Raw genomic sequence first — 24,277 nt, 5'->3', positions numbered from 1 at the left:
ACCCCAATAAGGTCACCCTGCGGCATCACGTCCAACGCGGTGCTGGCTGCGACGCCCTGCAGCGGGTATAACCAGCGTATGCCCGCGCCTTCTGCTTCCTCCTCCATCCCCACGACCAGCACGGAGCGCCGGGCGAAGCTGCGTTGGGTGCTGATCACCGCCGCCGCTGCGGCCTCGATGCTGCTGACCGCCTCGCTCGGCTTCTGGCAGCTGCGCCGCGCCGACCAGAAGCTGGCCTACCAGGCCCAGTTGGATGCGCGTGCGGCCCTTCCGGCGCTGGCCGGGGCCAGCCTGCTGCAGCCCATGGGCGAGGCCGAGCGCGCCAGCCTGCTGCACCGCCAGGTGGTGCTGCAGGGTGAGTGGCTGCCGCAGTTCACGGTCTTCCTGGACAACCGCCAGATGCAGGCGCGCCCCGGCTTTTATGTGCTGACACCGCTGCGCCTGGCAGGCCCGGTAGCGCCAGGCCAGCCGCAGACGGTGCTGGTGCAGCGCGGCTGGGTACCGCGCAACTTTGAAGACCGGCTGGCGCTGCCCGAGGTGCAAACGCCTGCCGGCACGGTGCAGTTGGAGGGGCGGGTGGCGGGCCAGCCGGCGCGGCTTTTCGAGCTGCAGACGTCCGCCGGGAACCCAGGGGTTTCCCGAATCCGGCAGAATCTCGACACCGATGGTTACGCGCAGGAAACCGGCCAGCCCTTGGCAGCACTCACCGTGGTGCAGACCGGGCAGTCCAGTGAAGGCCTGCTGCGCGACTGGCCCGTAGTAGGCAGCGGCGTGGAAAAGCATTATGGTTATGCATTTCAATGGTTTGGTCTGTGTAGCCTGATTGCGATCCTCTATGTCTGGTTCCAAATTGTCCGACGTGTCCTTCGACGCCGCAGCCACCCAGGCCCCGCCGCCCGCTGATGAAGCGCTGCTGGGCCTGACCGTGCATGGCCTGCCGCCTGCCGGGCAGGCGGAAGCCGCCCTGGAGCAGGCCGAGCGCTCGCGCAGCGGCCGCCTCAAGATGTTGCTGGTGCTGCTGGTCTGTGCGGCGCCGGTGATCGCCTCCTACTTCACCTACTACGTGATCCGACCCGAAGGGCGGCGCAATTTTGGCGAGCTGGTCAGCCAGCAGCCGGCGATTCCGGCCGCGCAGGTGAAGACCTTGGACGGCCGGCCGTTTGACCTGCAAAGCCTTAAAGGCCAGTGGCTGCTGCTGAGCGCTTCGGCTGCGGCCTGCGACGAGGTTTGCCAGAACAACCTCTACCTGCAGCGCCAGCTGCGCGAGAGTCTGGGCCGCGAGAAGGACCGGCTGGACTGGGTCTGGCTGGTGACCGATGACGGCGAGCCGCCGCAGGCCCTGCGTGCCGCGCTGGACCAGGCTACGGTGCTGCGCGTCCCCCAGGCCTTGGTGGCCCAGTGGCTGCAGCCGGCGGCCGGCCAGCAGCTGGGCGAACATTTGTATGTGGTGGACCCGCTGGGCCACTGGATGATGCGTTTCCCCGCCCAGCTCAGCCGCTCCGATGCGGCCAAGGCGCGCAAGGATCTGGAGCGTTTGTTGCGCGCGTCGTCGAGTTGGGACCAGGAAGGGCGGTAGTGGATAGCTAGCATGACTTCGCAGGATTTGTATGATTTCGCGCCGCTGGCGCGTGTGTTGCTGACCGGGGCCATCATTGCGCTGGGCCCCATCGTCTGGATCTGGTGGCGCCACCGGGGTGCCACGCCGCTCAAGCGCCTGCAGGTGCTCGCCGTTCTGACCCTGTTTCTGTCCTTCGACCTGGTGATGTTTGGCGCCTTTACGCGGCTGACCGATTCCGGCCTGGGCTGCCCGGACTGGCCGGGCTGCTACGGCAATGCCAGCCCGATTGGCGCGCATGCCGAGATATCGGCCGCGCAAGCGGCCATGCCGACCGGCCCGGTCACCCATGGCAAGGCCTGGGTGGAGATGATCCACCGCTACCTGGCCACCGCCGTGGGCGGCCTGATCATTGTGCTGACCGCCAGTGCCTGGCTGCAGCGCAAACGCGGTGGATCCCAGCCGATCAGCCCCTGGTGGCCGACCGCCACGCTGGTCTGGGTGCTGATCCAGGGGGCCTTTGGCGCGCTCACCGTGACGATGAAGCTGTTCCCCGCCATCGTCACCCTGCACCTGCTGGGTGGCACCGTGCTCTTGATGCTATTAACCGTGCAGGCAACGCGCCACACGCAATTTGCCGATAATCTAGGGTTAGTCCCAGTGCCGCGCCTGTTGCGGGGCCTGGTGGCGGTCACGGCGCTGCTGGTGTTTGCGCAGGTGACCCTGGGTGGCTGGGTCAGTACCAACTATGCGGTGCTGGCCTGCACCAGCTTTCCCATGTGCAATGGCGCCTGGTGGCCGGCGATGAACTTCGACGGGTTCCAGATCTGGCGCCCGCTCGGCTTTCTGGCCGACGGGTCGCACATCAGCTACGAAGCGCTGGTGGCCATCCACTACATGCACCGGCTGTTTGCCTACCTGGTGATTGCCGCCTTGTTGTGGCTGGGCTGGATGCTGCGCACGGTGCCGCTGCTGCGGCAGCAGCGCCGCTGGCTGATCGGCCTGACGCTGCTGCAATTTGCCACGGGACTGTCGAATGTGGTGCTGGACTGGCCGATGCTGGCGGCCGTTCTGCACACCGGGGGCGCTGCTGCCATCATGGTGGTGCTGACCTGGATCTGGTGTACTGCGGGCCCTGAACCTGCCCGCAGTGCTGCGAGCTGATGACGCTGTATGGAACAAAGACTGAGTGCCCCGATGACCGAACTTGCCGCAACGCCAATGCCGAACCGCTTTGCGCAGTTCTATGCCTTGACCAAACCCAAGGTGGTGCAGCTGATTGTGTTTTGCGCACTGATCGGCATGGTGCTGGCCGTGCCCGGTGTGCCGAGCGGCGCCGAGCTGCTGCGCATGGCCGTTGCTTGCGCGGGCATCTGGCTGGTGGCGGGGGCCGCCGCCGCCTTCAACTGCCTGGTGGAGCAGAGCATCGATGCGCGCATGAAGCGCACGGCCTGGCGCCCGACGGCGCGCGGTGAGCTGTCCAACCTGCAGACCCTGATGTTTTCTGCAGCGCTGTGCATTGCCGGCTCGGCCATCCTGATCGTCTGGATCAATGCCATCACGATGTGGCTGACCTTTGCCACCTTCGTCGGTTACGCCATCATCTACACCGTGATCCTCAAGCCGCTGACGCCGCAGAACATCGTGATCGGCGGCGCATCGGGCGCCATGCCGCCGGTGCTGGGCTGGGCTGCGATGACCGGCGATGTCTCGCCCCAGGCGTTGCTGCTGTTCCTGATCATCTTCCTGTGGACGCCTCCGCACTTCTGGGCGCTGGCGCTGTACCGGGTCGAGGACTACCGCAAGTCCGGCCTGCCGATGCTGCCGGTCACCCATGGGAACTATTACACCCGCGTGCAGGTCTTGCTCTACACCGTGGTCTTGTTCGCCGCTGGTCTGCTGCCCTTCATCATCCAGATGAGCTCCTGGATCTACCTGGTGGCGGCCGTCGTGCTGGGTGCCGGGTTCTTTGGCTATGCCTTTGCACTGTGGCGCAATTACTCCGATGCGCTGGCACGCAAGACTTTCCGTTTTTCACTGGTCTACCTCAGCCTGCTGTTCGTGGCGCTGCTGGTGGACCACTATGTGAGCTGGTAAATCTGCAATGAACAAGCGCAATGCCCTTCGCTGGCTGGCGGGCTCGGCCATGCTGGCCTCGACCGCCGGTTTTCTGACCGCCTGCAAATCCAAGGCCGATTTCAACGCCATCGACCTGACGGGCAGCAAAGAGTACGGCCAGGATTTTTCGATGCCCGACCAGCATGGCCAGCGCCGCAGCATGGCGGACTTCAAGGGCAAGGTCGTGCTGGTGTTCTTTGGCTTTACCCAGTGCCCCGATGTCTGCCCGACCACCTTGGGTGACCTGGCAGCGGTCAAGCAAAAGCTCGGCGCCAAGGGCGAGAAGCTGCAGGTGATCTTTGCCTCGGTCGATCCTGCCCGCGATACGCCCGAGATCCTGCAGGCCTACCTGGCCAACTTCGATCCCAGCTTTCTGGCGCTGCGCGGCAGCGACGAGGAAACGGCCAAGATGGCCAAGGACTTCAAGGTCTACTACAAGCGGGTCGAGGGCCAGACCCCGGGCAGCTACACAATGGACCACACCGCGGGCGACTACATCTTCGACCCGGAAGGCCGCCTGCGCCTGTACAGCCGCTACGGCACGCCGGTCGACACCCTGGCCAAAGACATCGAGCAGCTGATCGACGGCGCCTGAGCGCGCAATCGCGCAAGCGAGTGGGGCAGGCAGCCCCTTAGAACAGCTTCTTACATCGACCATATGCGCGGCCGCTGCGCCGGCAGGCCCCAGAGGCTGCTGCGCCAGTGGCCCCAGACTGTCTTCCACAGCTGCATCGCAGGCTCCACCACCGGCGCCAGGCCGCGCAGCACCAGCATGTGCTCGTTCGGCGCGGTCACGCCTGCCATCACCTCTGCAGGCGCGGCCTCCAGCAGCAGCTGGGTGCTCTCCAGCAGCGCTTCGCGCTGGGCGCGGGCGATCGGCGAGCCGCTGGCGTAGACCAGGCTGCCCATGCAGCGCTGGCCGGCCAGACCGAGCTGGCCGTTGAGCAGCAGCCCATCATCGGCCCGGATGCGGCCACGCTCCAGAAAATGCCCCGGCCAGGCGATGTGCTGGGAGAACACCCCCTGCACAAAGGGCTGGCCCGCCAGCGGCAGGCCCAGCGCGGTGATGTCCCAGCTCAGCAGCTCGGCGCCGGGTGCCAGCTCCATCTGCAGCTCATTGGCTGCATCGCAGGCGTTGTAGGCAATGGCCTCCAGCGGCAGCCATTCCAGCCGGGCGCCGGCCTGCAGCCGCAGGCGGGTGCGCTGCAAGGCTGGCTGGCCATTGCTCTTGTAAAAGCGCGTCGCCCCCGGTGTGGTCACCAGCGCATGCGCGCCTGCCGCTACCTCCACCGAGATATCCAGCACATCACCGCCCACCAGACCACCGGGCGGGTGCACCAGCACGTTGTGGCAAATGCCCGGGCCTTCGGGGTAGAGGCTTTTGAGGATGCGCAGCGGGCCATCGTGGCTGAAATGCACCGAGGTCTTGCCGGCGTGCTGGTGGTACTGCAGCGCCAATTGGGCATGCCAGCTCATGGCTGGCGCTGGTGCGCAGTCGCCGCTGGGCAGCATAGCCCAGGGGCAGGGATCGGAGGCGAGAAGGGTGCGCAGGACATGCCTGGGCTTTTGCAAGCCACGTGCCAGGAACTGCACTGCGCTGGGGGGCGGGCTGCGCTGAATTGGTGCATCTGCGCCAGGCTTGCATGCTTGTGGTGCAAAGGGCTGGCGATGCAGCACGCAAAGCGTGCATGCGCTGCCGCTGCGGCCCTTGGCATGTGCCTTGCTTTGCAGTCTGTATGGAACTGACACCTCGCGAAAAAGACAAGCTGCTGATCTTTACCGCCGCCTTGCTGGCCGAGCGGCGCCTGGCCCGGGGGCTCAAACTGAACTACCCCGAGGCGGTGGCCCTGATCAGCGCCTTCGTAATGGAAGGTGCGCGCGATGGCCAAACCGTTGCCCAGCTGATGAGCGCCGGCCGCACAGTGTTGACCCGCGCCGATGTGATGGAGGGCATCCCCGAGATGATTGCCGATATCCAGATCGAGGCCACCTTCCCCGATGGCACCAAGCTCGTCACCGTGCACGAGCCCATTGTCTGAACTCCTTCTTTCCCCTGCGCAAGATAGCACCATGAACTTCAAGAAACTCTCTGCCAGTGTGGCGCTTGCCGCTGCCGCCTTGCCCCTGTCTGCACTCGCCCATGTGGGCAGCGATGGCGGCGGCCACCATGGCTTTTTGAGCAGCTTTGGCCATGCCTTTGCCCACCCCTTTACCGGTGCCGACCACATGGCGGCCATGCTGGCCGTGGGTGCCTGGAGTGCGCTGACCGTAACGCCCGCCTGGCGCGCACCGGCTGCCTTTGTGGCCCTGCTGGTGGCCGGCGCACTGGCAGGTTTTGCGGGCCTGTGGGTGCCCGGCGTGGAGCCGATGATTGCCGCATCGGTGCTGGTGCTGGGCCTGCTGGTGGCCGTGCAAAAGCAGATGCCCTGGGTGCTGGCCGCTGCGCTGGCCGGGGTGTTTGCGTTTTTCCATGGTGCGGCCCACGGCTTTGAGCTGGCGGCCGATTCTGCACTGGCATCTGCCGGCGCGCTGGCGGGCATGGCGCTGGGCTCGGCCCTGCTGCATGTTGCCGGCATGGTGCTGGGCAAGGTGTTCATGCAGCGCCACCGCTGGCTGGCCAGGCTGGCGGGCGGCGCCACCGCCGTCCTGGGCGCAGCCATGCTGACCCGCCTGGCCTGACGAGGAGCCGCACGATGATCCCAGGTGAACTGCTGCTGGACGCCGGCGAACATACGCTGAACCCGGGGCGCCGCACCACCAGCCTGGTGGTGCACAACGCCAGCGACCGGCCCATCCAGGTCGGCTCGCACTACCACTTTGCCGAGACCAATGCCGGCCTGGTGTTTGACCGCCAGGCGGCCCACGGCATGCGCCTGCATATTGCCAGCGGCATGGCCGTGCGCTTTGAGCCCGGCCAGCAGCGCACGGTGGAGCTGGTGGACATCGGTGGTGACCGGCAGATCTACGGCTTTCGCGGCCTGGTGCAAGGGGCGCTGGAATGATGCGCAGCACGCAGCCTGCGAGCCTGCGCTCTAAGACAGGATGGTTCTGATGGCAACGATGGACAGACGTGCATACGCAGAAACCTATGGGCCTACGGTGGGTGACCGCCTGCGCCTGGCCGATACCGCGCTGGTCGTGCAGGTGGAGCAGGACTTCACCCTGCGCGCAGGCGGCTACGGTGAAGAGGTGAAGTTTGGCGGCGGCAAGACCATCCGGGACGGCATGGCGCAAAGCCAGCGCAGCAGTGCGCAGGGCGCGATGGACACGGTGCTGACCAATGCGCTGATCATCGACCACTGGGGCATCGTCAAGGCGGACATTGGACTCAAGGGCGGCCGCATTGCCGCGATCGGCAAGGCAGGCAACCCGGACACGCAGCCAGGGGTGGACATCATCATCGGCCCGGGCACCGAGATCATCAGCTGCGAAGGCATGGTTGTCACCGCTGGCGGCATCGACACGCACATCCACTTTATCGCACCCCAGCAGATCGAGGAGGCGCTGACCAGCGGGGTGACCACGATGATTGGCGGTGGCACCGGCCCGGCCACCGGCACCTTTGCGACGACCTGCACGCCCGGCGCCTGGAACATGGAGCGCATGCTGCAGGCGGCCGATGCCTTTCCGATGAACCTGGGTTTTCTGGGCAAGGGCAATGCCAGCCTGCCGCTGGCACTGCATGATCAGATCAGCGCCGGCGCGATTGGCCTCAAACTGCACGAGGACTGGGGCAGCACGCCCGCCGCGATCGACAACTGCCTGGATGTGGCCGAGCTGACCGACACCCAGGTGGCGATCCATACCGACACGCTCAACGAGAGCGGCTTTGTCGAAGACACGGTGGCCGCGTTCAAGGGCCGCACCATCCACACCTTCCACACCGAAGGCGCAGGCGGCGGCCATGCGCCCGATATCCTGAAAGTGGTGGGCGAGAGCAATGTGCTGCCCAGCTCCACCAACCCGACGCGGCCCTACACGATCAACACGTTGGACGAGCATGTGGACATGCTGATGGTCTGCCACCATCTGGATGCCGGCATTGCCGAGGACCTGGCCTTTGCCGAGAGCCGCATCCGCAAGGAAACCATTGCGGCCGAGGATATCCTGCACGACATCGGCGCGATCAGCATGTTCAGCTCCGACAGCCAGGCCATGGGCCGGGTGGGCGAGGTCATTTTGCGCACCTGGCAGACGGCGCACAAGATGAAGCTGCAGCGCGGCGCGCTGCCGGGCGACAGCGACCGGCATGACAACTTTCGCATCAAGCGCTACATCGCCAAGTACACGATCAACCCGGCCATTGCCCATGGCATCAGCCATGAGGTGGGCAGCCTGGAAGTAGGCAAGTGGGCCGATATCGTGATCTGGAGGCCGGCCTTCTTTGGCGTCAAGCCCAGTTGCATTCTCAAGGGCGGCTTTATTGCCATGGCGGCCATGGGTGACCCCAATGCCTCGATCCCGACGCCGCAGCCGGTGCACTACCGCCCGATGTTTGGCGCCTTTGGCGGGGCGATGGCCAGGACCTCGCTGACCTTCGTCTCGCAAGCCGGCCTGGCCGCCGGCATTGGCCAGCGCTTTGGGCTGGCCAAGACCTTGTCGGCCGTCAAGGGCATACGCGGCCTGCAAAAGCAGCACATGGTGCACAACGACCTGGCGCCGCACATGGAGGTGGATGCCCAGACCTATGCGGTGCGTGCCGATGGCCAGCTGCTGACCTGCGAGCCGGCCAGCAGCCTGCCGATGGCCCAGCGTTATTTTTTGTTTTGAAGCGGTAGAGACCCATGGCAAGCCCATTGATTTTCAAGCGCGACCCGGTGACCGACCCGCGCGTGCTGGCGTTTTTGGAAGAGCACCTGAGCGATATGCGCCGTATCTCGCCGCCCGAGAGCGTGCATGCGCTGGACTCGGAGCAGCTGCGTGCGCCCGGAATGTACCTCTGGACCGCCTGGACGGCCGGGCAAGAGCCCCAGGCGCTGGTCGCCACCTGCGCGCTCAAGACCCTGGATGCCGGCCATCTGGAGCTCAAATCGATGCGGGTGGGCGCCGAGCAGCGCGGCTCGGGCGCAGCCCAGCAGGTGCTGGACCATGTACTGGCCCAAGCCCGGGTGATGGGGGCTGCACGCATCAGCCTGGAGACGGGTACCGAGACCTTCTTTGCGCCGGCGCGCCGCTTCTACGCGCGCAATGGCTTTGCCCACTGCGCGCCGTTTGGCAGCTACCAGCCCGATCCCAACAGCTGCTTCATGCGCCTGGAGCTGTCATGACGGCGCAAGCGATGCTGCAGGTCTCCAAATGTCTGCCCGGTGGCCAAGGCCTGGCGCCGGCCCTGCGCAAGCGCGCAAGCTTTGTCGAACTGGACTGGGATGTGCGCCAGAAGTCGCGCTTCTCGGCCACCGACAGCAGCGGCCGCGCGCTGGCGATTTTTCTGCCACGCGGCCAGGCCGTGCGCGGTGGTGATGTGCTGGTCGCCGAAGACGGCTCGGTGGTCGTCGTGCAGGCCGCGCCGCAGAAAGTGCTGCACATCAGCGCCTGCGCGCAGCATGGCTCGGCCTTTGACCTGATGCGTGCCGCCTACCACCTGGGCAACCGCCATGTGCCGATCGAGCTGCAGCCCGACCACCTCAAGATCGAGCCCGACCATGTGCTGGCCGACATGCTGCGCAGCATGCACATGACCGTCGTAGAGGCGGAGCTGCCCTTTGAGCCGGAAGGCGGCGCCTATGGCGGGCATGTCACCAACGATGGCCACAGCCACCATGGACATGGTCATGTGCACAGCCATGACCACCCCCATGACCACGGGCATGGCCATGCCCATCCGCACCACCACGGATGAGCATGCAGCCCCTCAGCCTCTCGCCCGCCAGTTTTTTGCAGCTGATATGGCTGGCCTCGCCAGCTTTGCCCATTGGTGGCTTCTCCTATTCGGAAGGCTTGGAGGCGGGCGTGAATGCCGCGCTGGTAGGCAACGAGGAGCAGGCCGCAGACTGGATTGACCAGCAGCTGCAGCTGAGCCAGGCACGGGGCGATATGGCGGTGCTGGCCCAGGCGATGCAGGCTTGGCAGCGCGATGAGCGCGCGCGCATTGTTGCCCTCAATGCCTGGGTGCTGCAGACGCGCGAAAGCAGTGAGCTGCGCCTGCAGACCGAGCAGATGGGCCGCTCGCTGGTGGCCTGGCTGCAGAACCGCTATGCCGATGATGCCCAGGCCTTGGCGCTGGTGCACTGGCTGGCGGCCGAGGATGCGAGCTACCCGCTGGCCTTTGCGCTGGCCGCGCACCTGGCAGGGGCGGGCGCGCGCGATGCGCTGCTGGCCTATGCCTTTGGCTGGGCCGAGAACATGGTGCAGGCGGCCATCAAATCGGTACCGCTGGGGCAGAGCGCCGGCCAGCGCATTCTGGCGCGGCTGGCGCAGGCGATACCGGGCGCGGCCGACCATGCGCTGGCGCTGGGCGATGACCAGCGCCAGGCTTTTTCTCCGATGCTGGCCATTCTCTCGGCCCGGCATGAACACCAATACTCACGGCTTTTTCGATCATGAGCACTGCACTGCACCACATTCCCCACCGCAGCAAAAAGCTGCCTCCGCTGCGCGTCGGCATCGGCGGGCCCGTGGGCTCGGGCAAAACCACCATCCTCGAGATGCTGTGCAAGGCCATGCGCGACAAATGGGACCTGATCGCCATCACCAACGACATCTACACCAAGGAGGACCAGCGCCTGCTGACCGTCAGCGGCGCGCTGCCGGCCGAGCGCATCATGGGGGTGGAGACGGGCGGCTGCCCGCACACGGCGATCCGCGAGGATGCGTCGATCAACCTCGAAGCGATTGACCGCATGCTGGGCCAGTTTCCCGATGCCGACATCGTCTTTATCGAATCGGGCGGGGACAACCTGGCTGCGACCTTCAGCCCCGAGCTGTCGGACCTGACGATCTATGTGATCGATGTGGCGGCCGGCGAGAAGATCCCGCGCAAGGGCGGTCCCGGCATCACCAAGAGCGATCTGTTTGTGATCAACAAGACCGATCTGGCGCCCTATGTCGGTGCCAATCTGGATGTCATGCGCAGCGACACCGAGCGCATGCGCAGCGGCCCCAAGGGCACCAAGCCCTTTGTGATGACCAACCTGAAGACGCTGGATGGTCTGGACGAGGTGGTCGCTTTTATCGAAAAGCAGGGTCTGCTGCTGGGCTGAGCCCCTGGCTTGGGCGCTTGCAGCTTAGCCCGGGGGCGTGTTCAAGCTGAATGCCGTATCGGGGTGCTCGCGACCCTGCTGCGCAATCCATTCCAGCCAGTCCTGCGCGGTGATCTGCGTGCGTCCGTGCAGGGCGGGGGGCAGGGCCTCGTAGACCAGCACCTCCAGCGGCTGCTGGCCGCCGCTGACCAGCTCCACATCCAGGGTCAGCACGCGCTTGGTGTATTCGCCAATATCGACAGGCCAGATGCCTTCTATGCGGTCCATCGCCTGCTCCAGCGCATCGCTCAACGGGTAGACCTCGGCCAGCACCAGGCCGCTGCCCTGCAGTTGCAAACCGGGGTACCAGCCCAGGTCATACAAGGTGCCGGTCAGCAGGGTGCGGCCCACGCAGGCGAGCTGGTCGGCCAGGCGGGTGATGTCGTTGACGCCGCCGGCGCGCAAGGTGCCATAGACGGCGACATGGCCGGCGCCGCAAGGGATCCAGCGTGCGGGGATGGGGTGTTCGGGGGGCGGCGTCTGCATCGGAAGGTGGTGGAGGGCGGTGGCTCAGCTGGGTTGGGGGGAACGGCCGGCGGCCTGCCGGGTCTTGGCGATTTCGCGGCTGGGCAGCGGGGTCTCACCGGTGGCCATGCGCATCAGCAGGCAGTGCAGCATCTCGGTGGACAGGCCATGGAGCACCAGGCGGTGGCCGGCGCGCAGGGTGGACAGCGGCACCAGCGGGTGCTTGTTGTTGAGCATCACCAAATGCTCGGGCGAGGACAGGATCTTGGCCGCATAGATGGCGACGGTCTCATCGAGCTGCAGCGAATTGCTGGCGCGCCAGAAATCGTTGTCGGTCAGCAGCAGCTGGTAGACCGGCGTGTAGATTTCGATGGCGCTTTGCAGATCGAGAATGTTCAACCGCCCCTGCGGCATCGCCGCCAGCTCCAGCGGCGGATCGCAGAGCATGCCAAAGTTGGGCTCGGCCACCGGGCCCATGTGCTGGCCGTGGGTGCGCAAGCTGGTGTTGAGCCGGATGACAAAGTTGAACAGGTTCAGGTCGTGCTTGAGGAACAGCTCGTCCTTGATGTCGTCGATCTCCATCGGTGCCAGTGGCTGTGTGGGCACGGGCGTGGGGGCATTGGCGCCGATAAAGCTCAGGATCTGCGAGCCCAGGTGGAAGTGGCGCATGATGAGCCAGTTCGCCTCGGGCGAGACAAAGCGGTTCATGCTGAAGGCCAGGGTGCGATGCAGCAGCCTGGAATGCGCCCAGCGCTTGGGCAGCAGCACCTTCAGGATCTGGATCAGGATGATGCTCAGCCGTGCAATCGGCCGGATGAAGGGCAGCAGAAACTGGCGCGAGCGGCTGCTCGAATCCTTGAGCCAGGCTGCCTTGACATGGTCGGGCAGCGGCGTGCTGTCGTCCAGGTAGAGCGCCAGCCAGGGGTTGGGATCGCGCTCGTCGTGGGGAATGTCGCGGAAGTCGGTCATCGTGCGGGCTCCGTGGCCGTGGCATCCAGAATGTGCTGGAACTGCATCAGGTAGAGCGCCGCGGTATGGCGTGCGGTGGCGGCAATCGCCGCAGCGGCAGTGCCAGTCTCGTCCAGCGCCATGGCCATCTGCACGGCCATCAGCCAGCGCTCCAGGTGGTCTTCGTCATTGGCGCCGTGGTATTCCAGAAAACGGAAGCAGTCCGGTCCCAGTGCCAGGTGCTGGCGCAGCAGCGGCAGCAGGCTGGGAACGATGCGCTGGCCCGTGCCTTCAATGATGTAGATGGCACCCAGGAGCCCAATCGGGTTGGGGGTGGCCGCCAGGCTGTGCAGGTAGCTGTTGAGCGCCTCGCCGCCGGGGTTGCGGCGCAGCTGCTGGATGTCGGTTTGCGTGCCGCCGGCGTTGAGATAGTCCTGGTGCAGGATCTTGAAGTCGTTCTGCTCCTCGCTGGCATGCACGCCCATCAGCGCGGCCAGCTCGGCATAGGCGCCTGTGAGCGAGGACGCGCCTTCGCGCATCCACAGGCTGCCTTCGCGCACCTGGGGCACCCACTGGCTCATCCAGCGCACATAGTCGGCCTGCCGGATCTGGCCGCTGTGGATGCGGTGCACCAGCGGCGTGCGCCAGACCTGGGAGCGGTAGTCATGCCAGATGCTGGCCAGCTCGGTCAGCAAGGGGGCCAGGCCGGCCGGGGCGGCGGCAGGGTCATGGGGTGGGGCGATCAGCGCGCTTTGTGCAGCGGCGGCGGCGGGGGTGGCCCGCTGGGCAGGCGTGCTGGTACGGGCTGCTGCCGGGCTGGCGGGCGTGTGGTTCTCCACCTCCAGCAGCATATAGCCAGCGGTAAAGCGGCCGGACTCTGGCACAAAGCAGAGTATCGTGTCGCCGGGTTTCAGGCGCGCATGCTGGGTCTGCAGGTACTCGGCGATCATCACAAAAATGGAGGCCGCACCGGTGTTGCCGCGCCAGGCCAGGTTGCTCCACCAGCGCTCGCGCGGGATGGACAGCTGGGCCTTGTTCAGCAGCTCATCGACGACGGGGATGAATTTCTCCGACGAGTAATGGCACAGAAAGTGGTCGATGCCGCGCTCGGGCAGCCAGCCCTGGTGGGCGATGCGGGCGTACTCGTGGATGCAGACATCAAAGAGGTGGGGCAGCAGGCGGATGTCCTGGCGCAGCGACAGCGCGCCCGCGGCCTCGGCGTCGGCCCAGGAGGGGAAATCCAGGTGGCTGCGCTGGCGGTCATGCGTCAGGCCCAGCTGCATGCACACGGGGTAGTCGCCGGCAAAGCTGCGCTGGTGTGTCCAGCGCAGCTTCAGGCGCAGGTCGGGGCGCTGGGGCAGCGCGGCGCCCTGGCCCAACAGCACGGCGCCGGCGCCATCGCTCAGCATCCAGCGCAAAAAGTGCGCATCAAAATCGGTGTTGTAGTCCTGGCCCGCGTAGCGCGAACGCTTGAAGAGCCGGGACGGCATCTCGCTGGCCACCGCCAGCGCATGGCCATGCGTGCCATGCTCCACCGCCAGCGCCGCGCTTTGCAGCGCGCCGACGCTGGCCGCGCAGACGCCATGCACGCTGAGCAGCTCCATCGGCGGGGCGGCCATCTCGCCCTGGATCATGCTGGCAAAGCCGGGCATCAGCGCATCGCCACCCGATGAACCGCTGGCCAGAAAGCCGATGTCGGCCAGCGGCCTTGCGGCTTGCGCCAATGCTGCTTCAATAGCGCCCTTGGCCATTTGCGCATTGCTGTAGGTGGTGCTGCCATCGGGCGCAATCGCATAGTGGCGCTGCTGGATGCCGTTTTCCGCGAGAATGCGGCGCTTGATGCGTTCGGACAGCCGGTTGAGCGGAGCCACATAGGCATCCATGCCGTCATTGGCGACGGGGGCACCGGGCATGAAGTGACCGGCGGATTCGATATAGACCTGCGAGTATGCGACTGGCATAGATGACTACTTTTTCTCCATAGGCGGCATCAGCGACCGGCTGCGGGCCGATCGGCGCACCAACCCTCCTACAAAGACCCGCGCCATATACGGCAACAGGCCTGCCTCATTGAGCACCGGGTGGACCCGGTGTCGGTATTCATCGGCATGCAGGCGGGTCAACGCCGACCAGTGTGCATGCGGGCATTCATGGTGGGCGGTGTGCAGGCCAATATTAAAGAGCAACGGGTTGACCATGCCCTCAAAATTGCGTGCGTAGTTCAGCATGCCACTGCCGGTATCGTTTTCCGGCTTGGGGGGCTTGCGGCCATCGGCATGGGCATGTTGCAGGTAGTTGGTGGCCAGCAGCCAGTGCAGGCCATGGAGCTGCGGCACGATGACGAAGAGCAGCGCCTTTTTCCAGTCCAGCGCCAGCAGAGCCGCCCAGCTGCCCAGCCACAGCGCGTACTGGCCCATGCAGTAGCGAAACGCGCCCGGATGCCGTTGGCGCAGGCCACGGAGCCAGCGGATGAACAGCGGGTACAGCACCCAGGCAGCCTGCAGCGGATGGACCAGGTAACCCCAGAGGTGGTTGGTGTCGCCCCCAAAGCGGTAGGTGCGGGCGATGTCCTGCTCGCCATGTTTGTAGCGGTGGTGGTTGCCGACATGGGCGGGCCAGAACACAAAGGTGGGGTGGCCCTGCAGCAGGGTCAGCGCATAGTCGGTGGCACGGTTGGGCCAGCGGCTGTGGGGGCCCGTCCACATGCGCAGATGGGTGTGGTTGTGGTGGATGACGCCGATGCCCAGAGTCAGAAACAGCGCGACCAGGTAGAGCCACCAGACGAGACCATGCTGCCACTGCCAGGCGGCGATCAGCGGCAGCGCCAGCATGTAGAGCAGCGATTGCCAGTCACGCCAATGGCGCAGCCGGGGCAGCTTGCGGGGGGCGGTGGCGGGCTGGGGCAGGCTGTCGTCGCGGGTCATGCGGACCGGTTCAAGCAGCGGGACGGCCTGGGGCCGGGCGTGGCGGCAGCGGGTCGGCTTCGCTGCGCATCAGCCGGTCCATGAAGGCCAGCGCAAAGCCATAGTTGCCGGCAGGCCGGGCATGGTGCAGGTGGTGCCGGCGGCTGGCAGCGAGCGGGTGGCGGGGCCCCACATGTGGGAAGAAGTCGTAATTGGCATGGCCCACTGCGTTGAGGAAGATGCTGAACACCGGCACCGAAGCGAGGGACCAGAAGGCAAAGTCATGCAGCACCATCGGCAGCAGGATCACATTGCCCAGCATCATCGCCTCGATCGGGTGGAAGCTGTAGGTCGACCACGGCGTGACCACGACCGAGCGGTGGTGGTCGCCGTGGAAGCGCTTGAACCAGCGCGTGTGCAGCAGGCGGTGGTTGATCCAGAAGTGCACATCGTTCCAGATCAGCAGCACCCAGATCTCGATGGCGATCTGCCAGCCGCTGGGGGCGATGGCGAAATGCGCCCAGCCCAGCTGTACAAAGCCCCAGGGCACGACCATGCCCAGGCCAAACACCAGGATGGAATGAAAGGATTGGCGCCATTCGCGCCGCAGCTGGTCGGGCTTGAGCGGCCGGGTATCGAGCACCCGGCCAATGCCACGCTTTTGCAGAAAGCGGGTGAGCGCCGTCATGCCCAGTCCTCCGATCAGGTACAGCGCGCTGAAGAACACGAGGCCCCAGGCCATCACCTGCCAGGCGCTGAGATCGGAGAAGACTTGGGCGGCCGTCATTGCGCGCGGATGTTCTGCTCTTTGATGATGGCGCCCAGCGCCTTCACATCGGCATCAATGCGGTTCTTCAGGCCTTCGGGGGAGCTGCCGACCGCCTGCCAGCCCTGCAGCGCCAGCTTCTGGCGCATGTCGGGGCTGCGCACGATCTCGCCCACGGCAGCGGCCAACTTGTCGACATGGGCCTTGGGCATGGCCTTGGGCGCTGCCACGGCGTTCCAGATTTCCATGTCGTAGTTGCCAATGCCCAACTCCTTGAGGCTGGGCAGGCCGGGGGCCAGCGGGCTGCGCGCGGCAGAGGTCACGCCAATGCCGCGCAGCTTGCCGGCCTGGATCTGGTTCATCGCCAGCGCCGGGGGCAGCATCGACAGCTGCAGGTCGCCGCCCTGGATGCCATTGAACACCTGGGGGTAGCCAGGGTAGGGGATGTGCTCGGGCTTGATCTTCGCGCGGCTTTTGAGCAGCTCCATGCCCAGGTGGCCAATGGTGCCTACGCCGGGCGAGCCATAGCTCCAGCTGCTGCCCGCCTGGGTGGCGGCGTCGAAGAAGGCCTTGCCCTCGGGCGCCTTGGCCGGCGCCACCAGCACCAGCGGTGCCACGCCAATCAGGCCTACAGGCTGCAGATCGGTCAGCGGGTCATAGCGGATCGACGGATTGAGCAGCTTGGCAATCGTCATATTGCCGTTGATCATCACGCTGAAGGTGTAGCCGTCGGTCGCGCGCGCCACATATTCGGCAGCGATATTGCCACCGGCCCCGACCTTGTTCTCGACGATGATCGGTTGGCCCAGCGCTTTTTCCAGCGGCTCGGCCAGCGCGCGGGCGGTCAGGTCAGGCGACGACCCGGCTGGAAAGCCGACGATCAGATGCAGGGGTTTGCTCGGCCAGTTGTCCGCTGCCAGCGCGCCGGTGCTGGCCCATAGGGCGGCGAGGGTGGCCACCATCAGACGGCGAGGTAATTTAAATGTCATAAGAGTTCCAGTTTCGCATGAACCGTGGCGGCAGGCACTTTATACATTCACCAAGTCGCATGCAAGCATAAAAAAAACGCATAGACCGACAGGTCTGTGCGTTAATTATTGTATTTAATGCCCTCTGGATATCAATATATCCTTGGGGATATTCTTTGCCTATTTAGGCATACTCTGCCAATGCCTTGCGCATTTTCTTCATGGCTGCCGATTCGATCTGGCGAATCCGCTCGGCGCTGACACCATAAACTGCAGCTAGGTCGTGCAGAGTCATGCCGCCCGAGCCATCGTCGTTCACCTTGAGCCAGCGCTCTTCCACAATGTGGCGGCTGCGCTCGTCCAGGGTGGCCAGGGCCTCCTGGATACCATCGGTAGCCAGGTAATCGCGCTGGCGCGATTCGATCATCGCGGTCGGCTCATGCGATGCATCAGCCAGATAGGCAATGGGGCCGTAGGCTTGCTCGCCGTCATCGGAAGGGCTGGGGTCAAGCAGCACATCACCGCCCGACAGGCGGGTTTCCATCTCGATCACATCTTCGCGCTTGACATTCAGATGCGCGGCCATCGCGTCGATTTCGCTCTCGGAGAGCGTCTCGCGCTGCATGGCACCGTCTTCCATGCCAGCTTCCGCCTTGAAGCCCTGCTTCATCGAGCGCAGATTGAAGAACAGCTTGCGCTGGCTCTTGGTGGTTGCCACCTTGACCATGCGCCAGTTCTTCAAGATGTATTCGTGGATCTCGGCCTTGATCCAGTGCATCGCGTAGCTGACCAGGCGCACGCCCTGATCGGGGTCAAAGCGCTTGACGGCCTTCATCAGGCCGACATTGCCTTCCTGGATCAGATCGCCGTGCGGCAAGCCGTAGCCCATGTACTGGCGGGCAATGGATACCACCAGGCGCAGGTGCGAGAGCACCAGGCGGCCTGCGGCCTCGACATCGCCGTTTTCCTTGAGTTTCTTCGCATAGCCCAGCTCTTCCTCGGGGGTCAGCATGGGGATGCGGTTGACCGCAGTGATGTATGCGTCCAGATTGCCCAGGGGTGGTACCAACGACCATGGGTTTGCAGGAGCCAGTGCGGTAGAGGGGATGGCGGCTCCAGAATGAGTTGTCACGCTAGAAGTCCTTTCGTCTATGCGATACATAGTAACACCGGTAGGAGTCCCTAGATGCTGTGGGAGTTCCCATGCTGCGGTGCAGTATGCGGGGGGTTAAGTTTCAGCTAAGCAACGCTGAAAACGGCGCCGGTGAAGGAGGCGTTGCTCCTGTTTTTGAGCATCTTCAAGTTTCTTTACGGCGGCAGCCGCAGTGGGCGGGGTGCTGTCTGACACCCGTATGCGCTTTCAGGACGGTTGGAGTGGCCAGGTTGTGGATAAGTTCCAAGGAATGGCCGAAGAATCGGCGGGCATTGCTGCGCGCCACTACGCTGGATGGCAGCCGTAGAGCGGCTAATATGCGATGAAAGTCATGGAGTTGAAAATGGACAGGTTGGCAATGAACCCCCGCCCCGACGGCAACTACCTGGTGGCCTGGGCCAGTACCACGGTAGACAGCGAAACGGCTGCGCATGCGTTGGCACGCGAAGGGGTCCATGCCAGGCTCGCCGCTTGCGCGCAGGTTGAGAAAATCCATTCGCACTACTGGTGGGACGGTCAGTTGCAGCAGGGCGATGAATGGCGGATCACCTGGAAGACCACGCCCCGCAGCCTGCCGGCGCTGCAACGCTTGCTGGTGCCCTTGCATCCCTATGCACTGCCGCAATGGCTGTGGGGGGATGGCCCTGCCAGTCCCGCCTATGCAGCCTGGGTGGCGGCCGAGGTGGGAACCCCGGTGCAGGCCTGAGGGCCAGAACCGAGGCCTTGCCGTGGCGCCTTAAACGGTGACCACGTCCAACCCCTGCGCGCTCAGCGCTGCCAAGGCCGGCGCATTGGCCGCATGGATATTGGTAACCAGCGTCTGCTGGGCAGGAGGGCGGGTCACAGCGTAGCGGCTGCGCAGCCCTATCTTGCTGTAGTCGGCCAGCACGAGCAGCGAGGAAGACTGCTCGGCCATCGCCGTGGCCAGACTGGCTTCCTGCTCATTGCCGAAGGTCACGCCATCGTGCGCGTTGATGCCCACGGGCGAGATGAGGGTGACATCGGCGCGGTAGCGGCGGATCTCGTTGAGGGTGACCGGTCCATAGGTACAAGGAATTTCCGGGTTGGTATCGCCGCCCAGCAGCACCACGCGCATGCCCTGGGCTGTGTCTGACGGGGCCTGGGTGCCTGCCAGCTTCAGGGCGACGGTGATGGAGTTGGTGACCACGACCAGCCGGCTGATCAGCCGGAGCTCTTCGGCGAGGATGGCGGTGGTGGTGCCCGCATCGATAAACACCATCTGGCCCGGCTGCAGGCGCTTGACCGCCGCCTTCGCAATCGCGCGCTTTTCTGCCACGCGCAACGCCTGGCGCTGCACAAACGGGGGCTCTTCCTGTGTGACGCGGGCAACGCCGCCATGCACGCGCCGCACCAGGCCCATGGATTCGAGCGCCAGCAAGTCCTGGCGCACCGTTTCGCGCGAGACCTGCATGTCCTGAATGAGTCTTTCGGTGCTGAGCCGGTCGATCGAGGCGAGCAGCGATTGGATGCGGACGAAGCGGTCTTCTTGCAGCATGGATGCGTTTCCTTCGGGGGCAGGCTGCTCGGGCAGCCCGCGCTATTGTGCAACACCGGCCCCGGCAGATACTTGCTGGGGCCGGTGGTTCGTTCAGCGGTGGCGCCTTGCGGCCACAGCCATTGCGATCAGCAGCAGTGATGCCAGCAGCAATGCCAGAGGCTGGTTGGCGGGCACCGGCTGGGCGGCCGGCACCGGGGGCACCACGATGTCGGCGGGCACCGCGACCAGCATCGGATCGACGATGGCGCCGTTGACCACCCCGTCTTCGTCCAGCGGGCCACCGTCGGTCACGGTGTAGCGGACGGCGCCCCCTGCAATGCTGGCGCCGGTGATCTCGCTGACCGTCCGCTGGCCGTTGCTCGCGGTATGCACCTTCATGACCCGGCTGTTGGCGGGCAGGCCGGCGGGCAGCTCCAGGCGGACCTGGGCGCTGAAGCCTGCATGGTCGCAGCCCGAGAGCGTGAAGGACAGCAGGCCGGTAGCAGCTTGCAGGCCGGCGGGCAGCAGACCGGCGGGCACGGCGCTGACGCTGGCGTTGGACTGGTCACAGCGGGTGGCGGCCTGGATGTTCAAGTTCATCGCGGGCAGGTTGCCGCCGGGGCTGGGCAAGCCGGTGTCGATCAGGTCCTGCACGGGAGGCTCGGGCTCAGGCGCGGGGTTGCCCAGCTCGAAAGAGCCGGTCGCGCTCCAGCCGGACCAGTTCAGATGGGTATCGCGCACGCGGACCCGCCAGTACCAGCGTTCATCCTGGCCCAGCTGCAGCACCTGCGCTGGCTGGCCCTGGAAGGGGTCCCAGGCCGAGCCCTTGCTGCCACCGGCCTGCAGCAGCTGCGCATAGCACTGGCGGCCGCCCTGGCGCTCGGCACCGCTGTCACCGTCTTCGTCCCACTTGTAGCCGCAGCTCCAGCGGTCACGCAGGCTGTTGCCACCTGCAATGATCGCGCTCGTCAGCTTGCCGCGCGCGGTGTTGGCCGCCACATTCGGGTAGAGGCGCTGGGGGTTGGCCAGCAGCTGGCCCAGCGGCAGGGTGGTGATGTCGGCATCCTTTTGCGTATTGGTGCGCACGCCGTTCAGGTAGGTCCAGTTTTCGCTGCGGGTGTCATTGCCCCAGATATCGTAGACCGGCTGGCCGGCGGCAAATTGCGGGTCCTTGGAGACCTGCCACTGCGCTTCGTAGAGCGCTGGCCCGGCCACTGGCCGGTAGGCCAGCTGCAGACGGGCCGGATCGACCTTGCCCAGCTTGGCCTGGACCAGCTCCGGCTTGAGCGACCAGGCCTGGCTGGTGATGGCGATGCTGTCGTCTGGCGTGCTGCTGGTGGTGGAGGCGCCCAGGTCGTAGCGCTTCCAGGTCAGGGCCGGGGTGGCGCTGCCAAAGCTGGCTTCCAGGGTGCCATAGCCAAAGCTGAGTTTGGTGTTGGCGATGACGTCCAGATCGCTGTCATCGCTTTGCTTGGCGCCTTCGAGCGCGCCACTGCCAGAGGCCACGTTCAGCCAGAGATGGCGGCTGTTCATCGAATTGCCGCGCTCATAGAAGTGCACATGGCCGTTCAGGTTGACCGTGATGGCCCCGGTCGTGCGGCCATAGTCTTCCATCTGCGCAATGAAATCGCAGGTGGCCATTACCTCGCCCTGGCGCCATTTTTCGCTCAGGCAGGGGTGGTGGTTGAGCAGCACCATATAAGGCTTCTTGTCCACACGGGTCTGGGCCATCAGGCCGGTGAACCAGTTCAGGTGCTCCTGCATGTAGTCGGCGCGGAAGAGCCCGCGGCCGTTGTCATAGCTGCTCCATCCCCCGGTGTTGTGCATGGCCGAGGCGGGGTTGAAGTCGCTGCCGACAATGCGCATGCCCAGGTAGTCCAGCTGGTACCAGTGCAGCGGGTACTTCTCCGAGCCATTGGCAGGCATGCGGTTGAAGTACTTGCGGTAGGTCTTGGCCCAGCTTTTTTCAGCGCCGGCGCTGGCTTGTTCTCCACCAAAATATTCGTGGTTGCCTGGCGCGGGAATCAGCGGCACGTAAGCGGTGATGGCGGCCAGCGGTCCGAAGAACTGGTCCTTCCAGTTGCTGCGTGTGCCACCCGATCCGACCAGGTCACCCGGCACCATGAAGCCGGCCAGGTTCTGCGCGCATTGGGCGGCCACGCCTGCGCAGTCGTTGTTGATGATGCCCTGGGTGATGTTCTTGAGGCGGTTGGCCAGGCCATCCTGGGTGTCCGAGACCACGGCGAACTTGGCGCTGGCGACGCCATCGCCTTCGCGTGGCCAGGTCTTGAACTGGAAAGGGCCTGCCAGCTTGGGTGCTGCGCTGGTACCTGTCACCACCGCGTACTCATAGAGTGTGTTGGACTGCAGACCGGTGATGTCGGCAAAGAAGATGCTGCTGTCGGCAAAGTCGCCGACCGGGTTCTTGGCGGGCAGCAAGGTGTAAGGCCCCGTGCTGCCGGCCAGCCGCCACCAGATGGTGGGGGCGGATTCGCTGGTCTCGAGCATCACGGCCATGTGGTCGGGGCCGGGGTTTTGCAACGTGGGGCCGACGGTCAGTGCCGGTGCCGTGGCCGTGCTGGGCAGCTTGGCTGGGTCAAAGGGCTTGGGCGGCTCGCTGCTGGTGCGGGTCAGCACCACATCATCGAGGCCCCAGTACCAATTGTTGTCGGTGTTCAGGTAGCTGAAGCGCAGGCTGACACTCTTGGCACCGGCCGGGACGCTGAAGGCCAGGCTCTCGGCCTGGTTCAGCCGCGAGGCGCTGGTCTCATTCAACAGGGTCTGGACGCTGCTGTCATCAAAGACCGCCTCGACCCTGATGCTCTCCTTCTTCGTCGAGCCCATCTGGAAATGGTTGAGAAAGGCCAGCGTGTAGCTGCCGCCGCCCTGGACCGCAATGCCGGGGCTCTCCATCACGGTGCTGAAGTACTGACCGCTGGTGGGCCGCAGGCCATCCGATTCGGCCACGGCGATCTTGCCGCTGGCCTTGGTCCACTTGGCACGCTCACCGCCCGAGACCTGGGTGGTCCAGTAGCTGGGCGTGACGAACTTCCAGCCCAGCCAGGGCAGTTTGGCCGCGGTCGAGCGGCCGCTGGTGGCCACTGTCTCGGCATTCTCCAGCCGCAGCGTCCAGCCGGCGGGCGCTGCTGTGCCCAGGCCGGCAGGCGCATCGGCGCCCGCTGCATCAAAGTTCTCGCTGAACACCACCGTCTGGGCCAGCGCCAACCCGCTGATGGCCCAGAGCCCGGCGGCACACAGCTGCCGCACGCTTGCTATTTTCATGAAACCTCCTGCATTCAAGGCCGATGTGGTGAAAGCATGTCTTCACCAGGAAGTGCAAAAAATAACAAGATTGCATGAAACTACAATGACTCAGCCCAGAAAAAGCCCCGCTGGGCAGAGCGGGGCTGCACGGGGGAGGGCCGGTGTGGCGATCAGGCCAGCAGGGCCTGCGCAAATTCCTTGGCGCTGAAGGTCTCCAGGTCTTCGACCTTTTCGCCGACGCCGATGAAGTACACGGGGATGGGGCGCTCCTGCGCAATGGCCGCCAGCACGCCGCCCTTGGCGGTGCCATCGAGCTTGGTGACGATGAGGCCCGTCAGCTGCAGGGCATCGTCAAAGGCCCGCACCTGGTTGAGCGCGTTCTGGCCGGTGTTGCCATCGATGACCAGCAGCACTTCGTGCGGCGCGCTGCCATCGGCCTTGGTGACGACGCGCTTGATCTTCTTGAGCTCTTCCATCAGGTGCAACTGGGTGGGCAGGCGGCCGGCGGTATCCACCAGCACGACATCCTTGCCCCGGGCCTTGCCGGCGGTCACCGCATCAAAGCTGACAGCAGCGGGGTCGCCCCCTTCCTGGCTGATGATCTCGACCGTGTTGCGGGTGGCCCAGACACCGAGCTGCTCGCGCGCCGCAGCGCGGAAGGTGTCGGCCGCCGCCAGCAGCACGCTCTGGCCCGCATCGGCCAGGTGCTTGGTCAGTTTGCCGATCGAGGTGGTCTTGCCGGCGCCATTGACACCGGCCACCATGATGACCGTGGGGCTGTGCTCACCGATGACCAGCGGCTTTTCCAGCGGTGCCAGCAGGTCGGCCAGCGCGCTGGCCAGCAGTTCCTTGACGGCGGCCGGGTCGGTGGTCTTGCTGTCCTTGACGCGCTGCCTGAGGTCGTCCAGCAGGTGCTGGGTCGCCTTGACACCGGTATCGGCCATCAGCAGGGCCTCTTCCAGCTCTTCATACAGCTGTTCGTCGATCTTGGTGCCGGTGAAAACCGTCGCAATGCTGGAGCCGGTTTTGCGCAGCCCGTTCTTCAGGCGGCCCATCCAGCTGTCGCGGCTGCTGGGAACCTCGGGTGCTATAGTGATAGGAGCTATCGGCGCGTGCGGGGCTTGTGCAGATGGGGTTTTTGTTGCCGTTTCTGCAGCCGTGGGTGCCGGGGCTGCGGCCTTGCCGCCCATGCCCAGGCCACGCAGCCAGCCCGTCTTGGCGGGCTCCGCCGCCACAGGGGGGACAGGGGCCACCGGCGCACTGGGCACCTGGGGTGCGGGCGCCGGGGTGCCGGCCAGCGGAGCGGGCGCAGGCACTGGCTCGGCGGCGGAAGGGCTGGGGGCTGCGTCGGCAGCGGGAGATTTTTTCTTGAAAAAACTGAACATTGTGCGCTACGTAGAA

General features: G+C 65.3%; 25 protein-coding genes. 14 read left to right on the top strand and 11 right to left on the bottom strand.

Annotation, left to right across the window (positions count from 1 at the left end; all coding sequences use genetic code 11):
- The first annotated feature begins 78 nt into the window (after positions 1-78).
- From MJ205_RS15455 to MJ205_RS15435, 5 genes are read left to right on the top strand one after another with little or no spacing between them, the layout of a single operon-like run.
- A complete protein-coding gene (locus MJ205_RS15455; protein ID WP_239809274.1) occupies positions 79-903 on the top strand; it encodes an SURF1 family protein in 825 nt (274 codons plus the stop codon).
- Entirely contained in the window at positions 836-1,576 is a 741-nt protein-coding gene (locus MJ205_RS15450; RefSeq protein ID WP_239809273.1) for an SCO family protein, read from the top strand. The genes MJ205_RS15455 and MJ205_RS15450 overlap by 68 nt, the downstream gene beginning before the upstream one ends.
- Positions 1,577-1,588: 12 nt before the next feature.
- Entirely contained in the window at positions 1,589-2,719 is a 1,131-nt protein-coding gene (locus MJ205_RS15445; protein ID WP_239809272.1) for a COX15/CtaA family protein, read from the top strand.
- A gap of 33 nt (positions 2,720-2,752) precedes the next feature.
- Complete coding sequence (gene cyoE / locus MJ205_RS15440; RefSeq protein ID WP_373450022.1) at positions 2,753-3,652, top strand: heme o synthase; 900 nt, start codon at positions 2,753-2,755, stop codon at positions 3,650-3,652.
- A 7-nt stretch (positions 3,653-3,659) separates the two neighbouring features.
- Complete coding sequence (locus tag MJ205_RS15435; RefSeq protein ID WP_239809270.1) at positions 3,660-4,268, top strand: SCO family protein; 609 nt, start codon at positions 3,660-3,662, stop codon at positions 4,266-4,268.
- Positions 4,269-4,318: 50 nt separating this feature from the next.
- Here MJ205_RS15435 and MJ205_RS15430 read toward each other — a convergent pair whose 3' ends face one another.
- Positions 4,319-5,149 carry an urease accessory protein UreD gene (locus MJ205_RS15430; protein ID WP_239809269.1) on the bottom strand — a complete coding sequence of 277 codons (831 nt, stop codon included), beginning with the start codon at positions 5,147-5,149 and terminating at the stop codon, positions 4,319-4,321.
- Positions 5,150-5,409: 260 nt separating this feature from the next.
- Between MJ205_RS15430 and MJ205_RS15425 the strand changes: the two genes are divergently transcribed.
- Genes MJ205_RS15425 through ureG form a run of 8 tightly spaced genes read left to right on the top strand, consistent with a single transcriptional unit; the run spans position 5,410 to position 10,872 of the window.
- On the top strand, positions 5,410-5,712 hold the full coding sequence (locus MJ205_RS15425; RefSeq protein ID WP_239809268.1) for an urease subunit gamma: 303 nt from the start codon (positions 5,410-5,412) through the stop codon (positions 5,710-5,712).
- Between the two features lie 31 nt (positions 5,713-5,743).
- Positions 5,744-6,352, top strand: coding sequence for a HupE/UreJ family protein (locus tag MJ205_RS15420; protein WP_239809267.1), 609 nt, complete (start codon positions 5,744-5,746; stop codon positions 6,350-6,352).
- Positions 6,353-6,366: 14 nt separating this feature from the next.
- Complete coding sequence (locus MJ205_RS15415) at positions 6,367-6,675, top strand: urease subunit beta (protein ID WP_230775352.1); 309 nt, start codon at positions 6,367-6,369, stop codon at positions 6,673-6,675.
- 49 nt (positions 6,676-6,724) lie between these two features.
- Positions 6,725-8,443 carry an urease subunit alpha gene (gene ureC, locus MJ205_RS15410; protein WP_239809266.1) on the top strand — a complete coding sequence of 573 codons (1,719 nt, stop codon included), beginning with the start codon at positions 6,725-6,727 and terminating at the stop codon, positions 8,441-8,443.
- 14 nt (positions 8,444-8,457) lie between these two features.
- The gene (locus tag MJ205_RS15405) at positions 8,458-8,940 is read left to right on the top strand and encodes a GNAT family N-acetyltransferase (protein ID WP_239809265.1); all 483 of its coding nucleotides are present in this window, start codon (positions 8,458-8,460) and stop codon (positions 8,938-8,940) included.
- Positions 8,941-8,951: 11 nt separating this feature from the next.
- On the top strand, positions 8,952-9,512 hold the full coding sequence (gene ureE, locus MJ205_RS15400) for an urease accessory protein UreE (protein WP_446715087.1): 561 nt from the start codon (positions 8,952-8,954) through the stop codon (positions 9,510-9,512).
- Positions 9,513-9,514: 2 nt separating this feature from the next.
- Complete coding sequence (locus tag MJ205_RS15395) at positions 9,515-10,216, top strand: urease accessory protein UreF (protein WP_446715029.1); 702 nt, start codon at positions 9,515-9,517, stop codon at positions 10,214-10,216.
- Complete coding sequence (gene ureG, locus MJ205_RS15390; RefSeq protein WP_133855334.1) at positions 10,213-10,872, top strand: urease accessory protein UreG; 660 nt, start codon at positions 10,213-10,215, stop codon at positions 10,870-10,872. Before MJ205_RS15395 ends, ureG begins: the two co-directional genes overlap by 4 nt.
- Positions 10,873-10,896: 24 nt before the next feature.
- Here the strand turns inward: ureG and MJ205_RS15385 are convergent, their stop codons facing one another.
- The 7 genes from MJ205_RS15385 to rpoH form a co-directional block, all read right to left on the bottom strand.
- Positions 10,897-11,397 carry a gamma-glutamylcyclotransferase family protein gene (locus MJ205_RS15385; RefSeq protein ID WP_239809262.1) on the bottom strand — a complete coding sequence of 167 codons (501 nt, stop codon included), beginning with the start codon at positions 11,395-11,397 and terminating at the stop codon, positions 10,897-10,899.
- A 24-nt stretch (positions 11,398-11,421) separates the two neighbouring features.
- Positions 11,422-12,345, bottom strand: a complete 924-nt coding sequence (locus MJ205_RS15380; RefSeq protein ID WP_239809261.1) for a DUF6999 family protein — start codon at positions 12,343-12,345, stop codon at positions 11,422-11,424.
- The gene (locus MJ205_RS15375) at positions 12,342-14,285 is read right to left on the bottom strand and encodes an iron-containing redox enzyme family protein (RefSeq protein WP_239809260.1); all 1,944 of its coding nucleotides are present in this window, start codon (positions 14,283-14,285) and stop codon (positions 12,342-12,344) included. The genes MJ205_RS15380 and MJ205_RS15375 overlap by 4 nt, the downstream gene beginning before the upstream one ends.
- Positions 14,286-14,291: 6 nt before the next feature.
- Positions 14,292-15,248 carry a fatty acid desaturase gene (locus MJ205_RS15370; protein ID WP_239809259.1) on the bottom strand — a complete coding sequence of 319 codons (957 nt, stop codon included), beginning with the start codon at positions 15,246-15,248 and terminating at the stop codon, positions 14,292-14,294.
- Between the two features lie 10 nt (positions 15,249-15,258).
- Entirely contained in the window at positions 15,259-16,014 is a 756-nt protein-coding gene (locus tag MJ205_RS15365; protein ID WP_239809258.1) for a sterol desaturase family protein, read from the bottom strand.
- Positions 16,011-16,955 carry a Bug family tripartite tricarboxylate transporter substrate binding protein gene (locus tag MJ205_RS15360; RefSeq protein ID WP_239812762.1) on the bottom strand — a complete coding sequence of 315 codons (945 nt, stop codon included), beginning with the start codon at positions 16,953-16,955 and terminating at the stop codon, positions 16,011-16,013. The genes MJ205_RS15365 and MJ205_RS15360 overlap by 4 nt, the downstream gene beginning before the upstream one ends.
- A 190-nt stretch (positions 16,956-17,145) precedes the next feature.
- Positions 17,146-18,123 (bottom strand): RNA polymerase sigma factor RpoH, encoded by a 978-nt coding sequence (gene rpoH, locus MJ205_RS15355; RefSeq protein ID WP_394680901.1) that lies wholly within the window; start codon positions 18,121-18,123, stop codon positions 17,146-17,148.
- Between the two features lie 349 nt (positions 18,124-18,472).
- Here rpoH and cutA point away from each other — a divergent pair, with 349 nt between their 5' ends.
- A complete protein-coding gene (gene cutA, locus MJ205_RS15350; RefSeq protein ID WP_239809256.1) occupies positions 18,473-18,820 on the top strand; it encodes a divalent-cation tolerance protein CutA in 348 nt (115 codons plus the stop codon).
- Between the two features lie 30 nt (positions 18,821-18,850).
- Here the strand turns inward: cutA and MJ205_RS15345 are convergent, their stop codons facing one another.
- The 3 genes from MJ205_RS15345 to ftsY form a co-directional block, all read right to left on the bottom strand.
- Entirely contained in the window at positions 18,851-19,630 is a 780-nt protein-coding gene (locus MJ205_RS15345; RefSeq protein WP_239809255.1) for a DeoR/GlpR family DNA-binding transcription regulator, read from the bottom strand.
- A 93-nt stretch (positions 19,631-19,723) separates the two neighbouring features.
- Complete coding sequence (locus MJ205_RS15340; RefSeq protein ID WP_239809254.1) at positions 19,724-22,894, bottom strand: metallophosphoesterase family protein; 3,171 nt, start codon at positions 22,892-22,894, stop codon at positions 19,724-19,726.
- A 152-nt stretch (positions 22,895-23,046) separates the two neighbouring features.
- Positions 23,047-24,261, bottom strand: a complete 1,215-nt coding sequence (gene ftsY, locus MJ205_RS15335) for a signal recognition particle-docking protein FtsY (RefSeq protein WP_239809253.1) — start codon at positions 24,259-24,261, stop codon at positions 23,047-23,049.
- Positions 24,262-24,277: the final 16 nt, after the last annotated feature.

The organism is Comamonas sp. B21-038 (assembly GCF_022387135.1).
Classification (GTDB): Bacteria; Pseudomonadota; Gammaproteobacteria; order Burkholderiales; family Burkholderiaceae_C; genus Comamonas; species Comamonas sediminis.
Note: the sequence above shows the minus strand (reverse complement) of the source record. Positions and strands in the feature narration are given on the sequence as shown.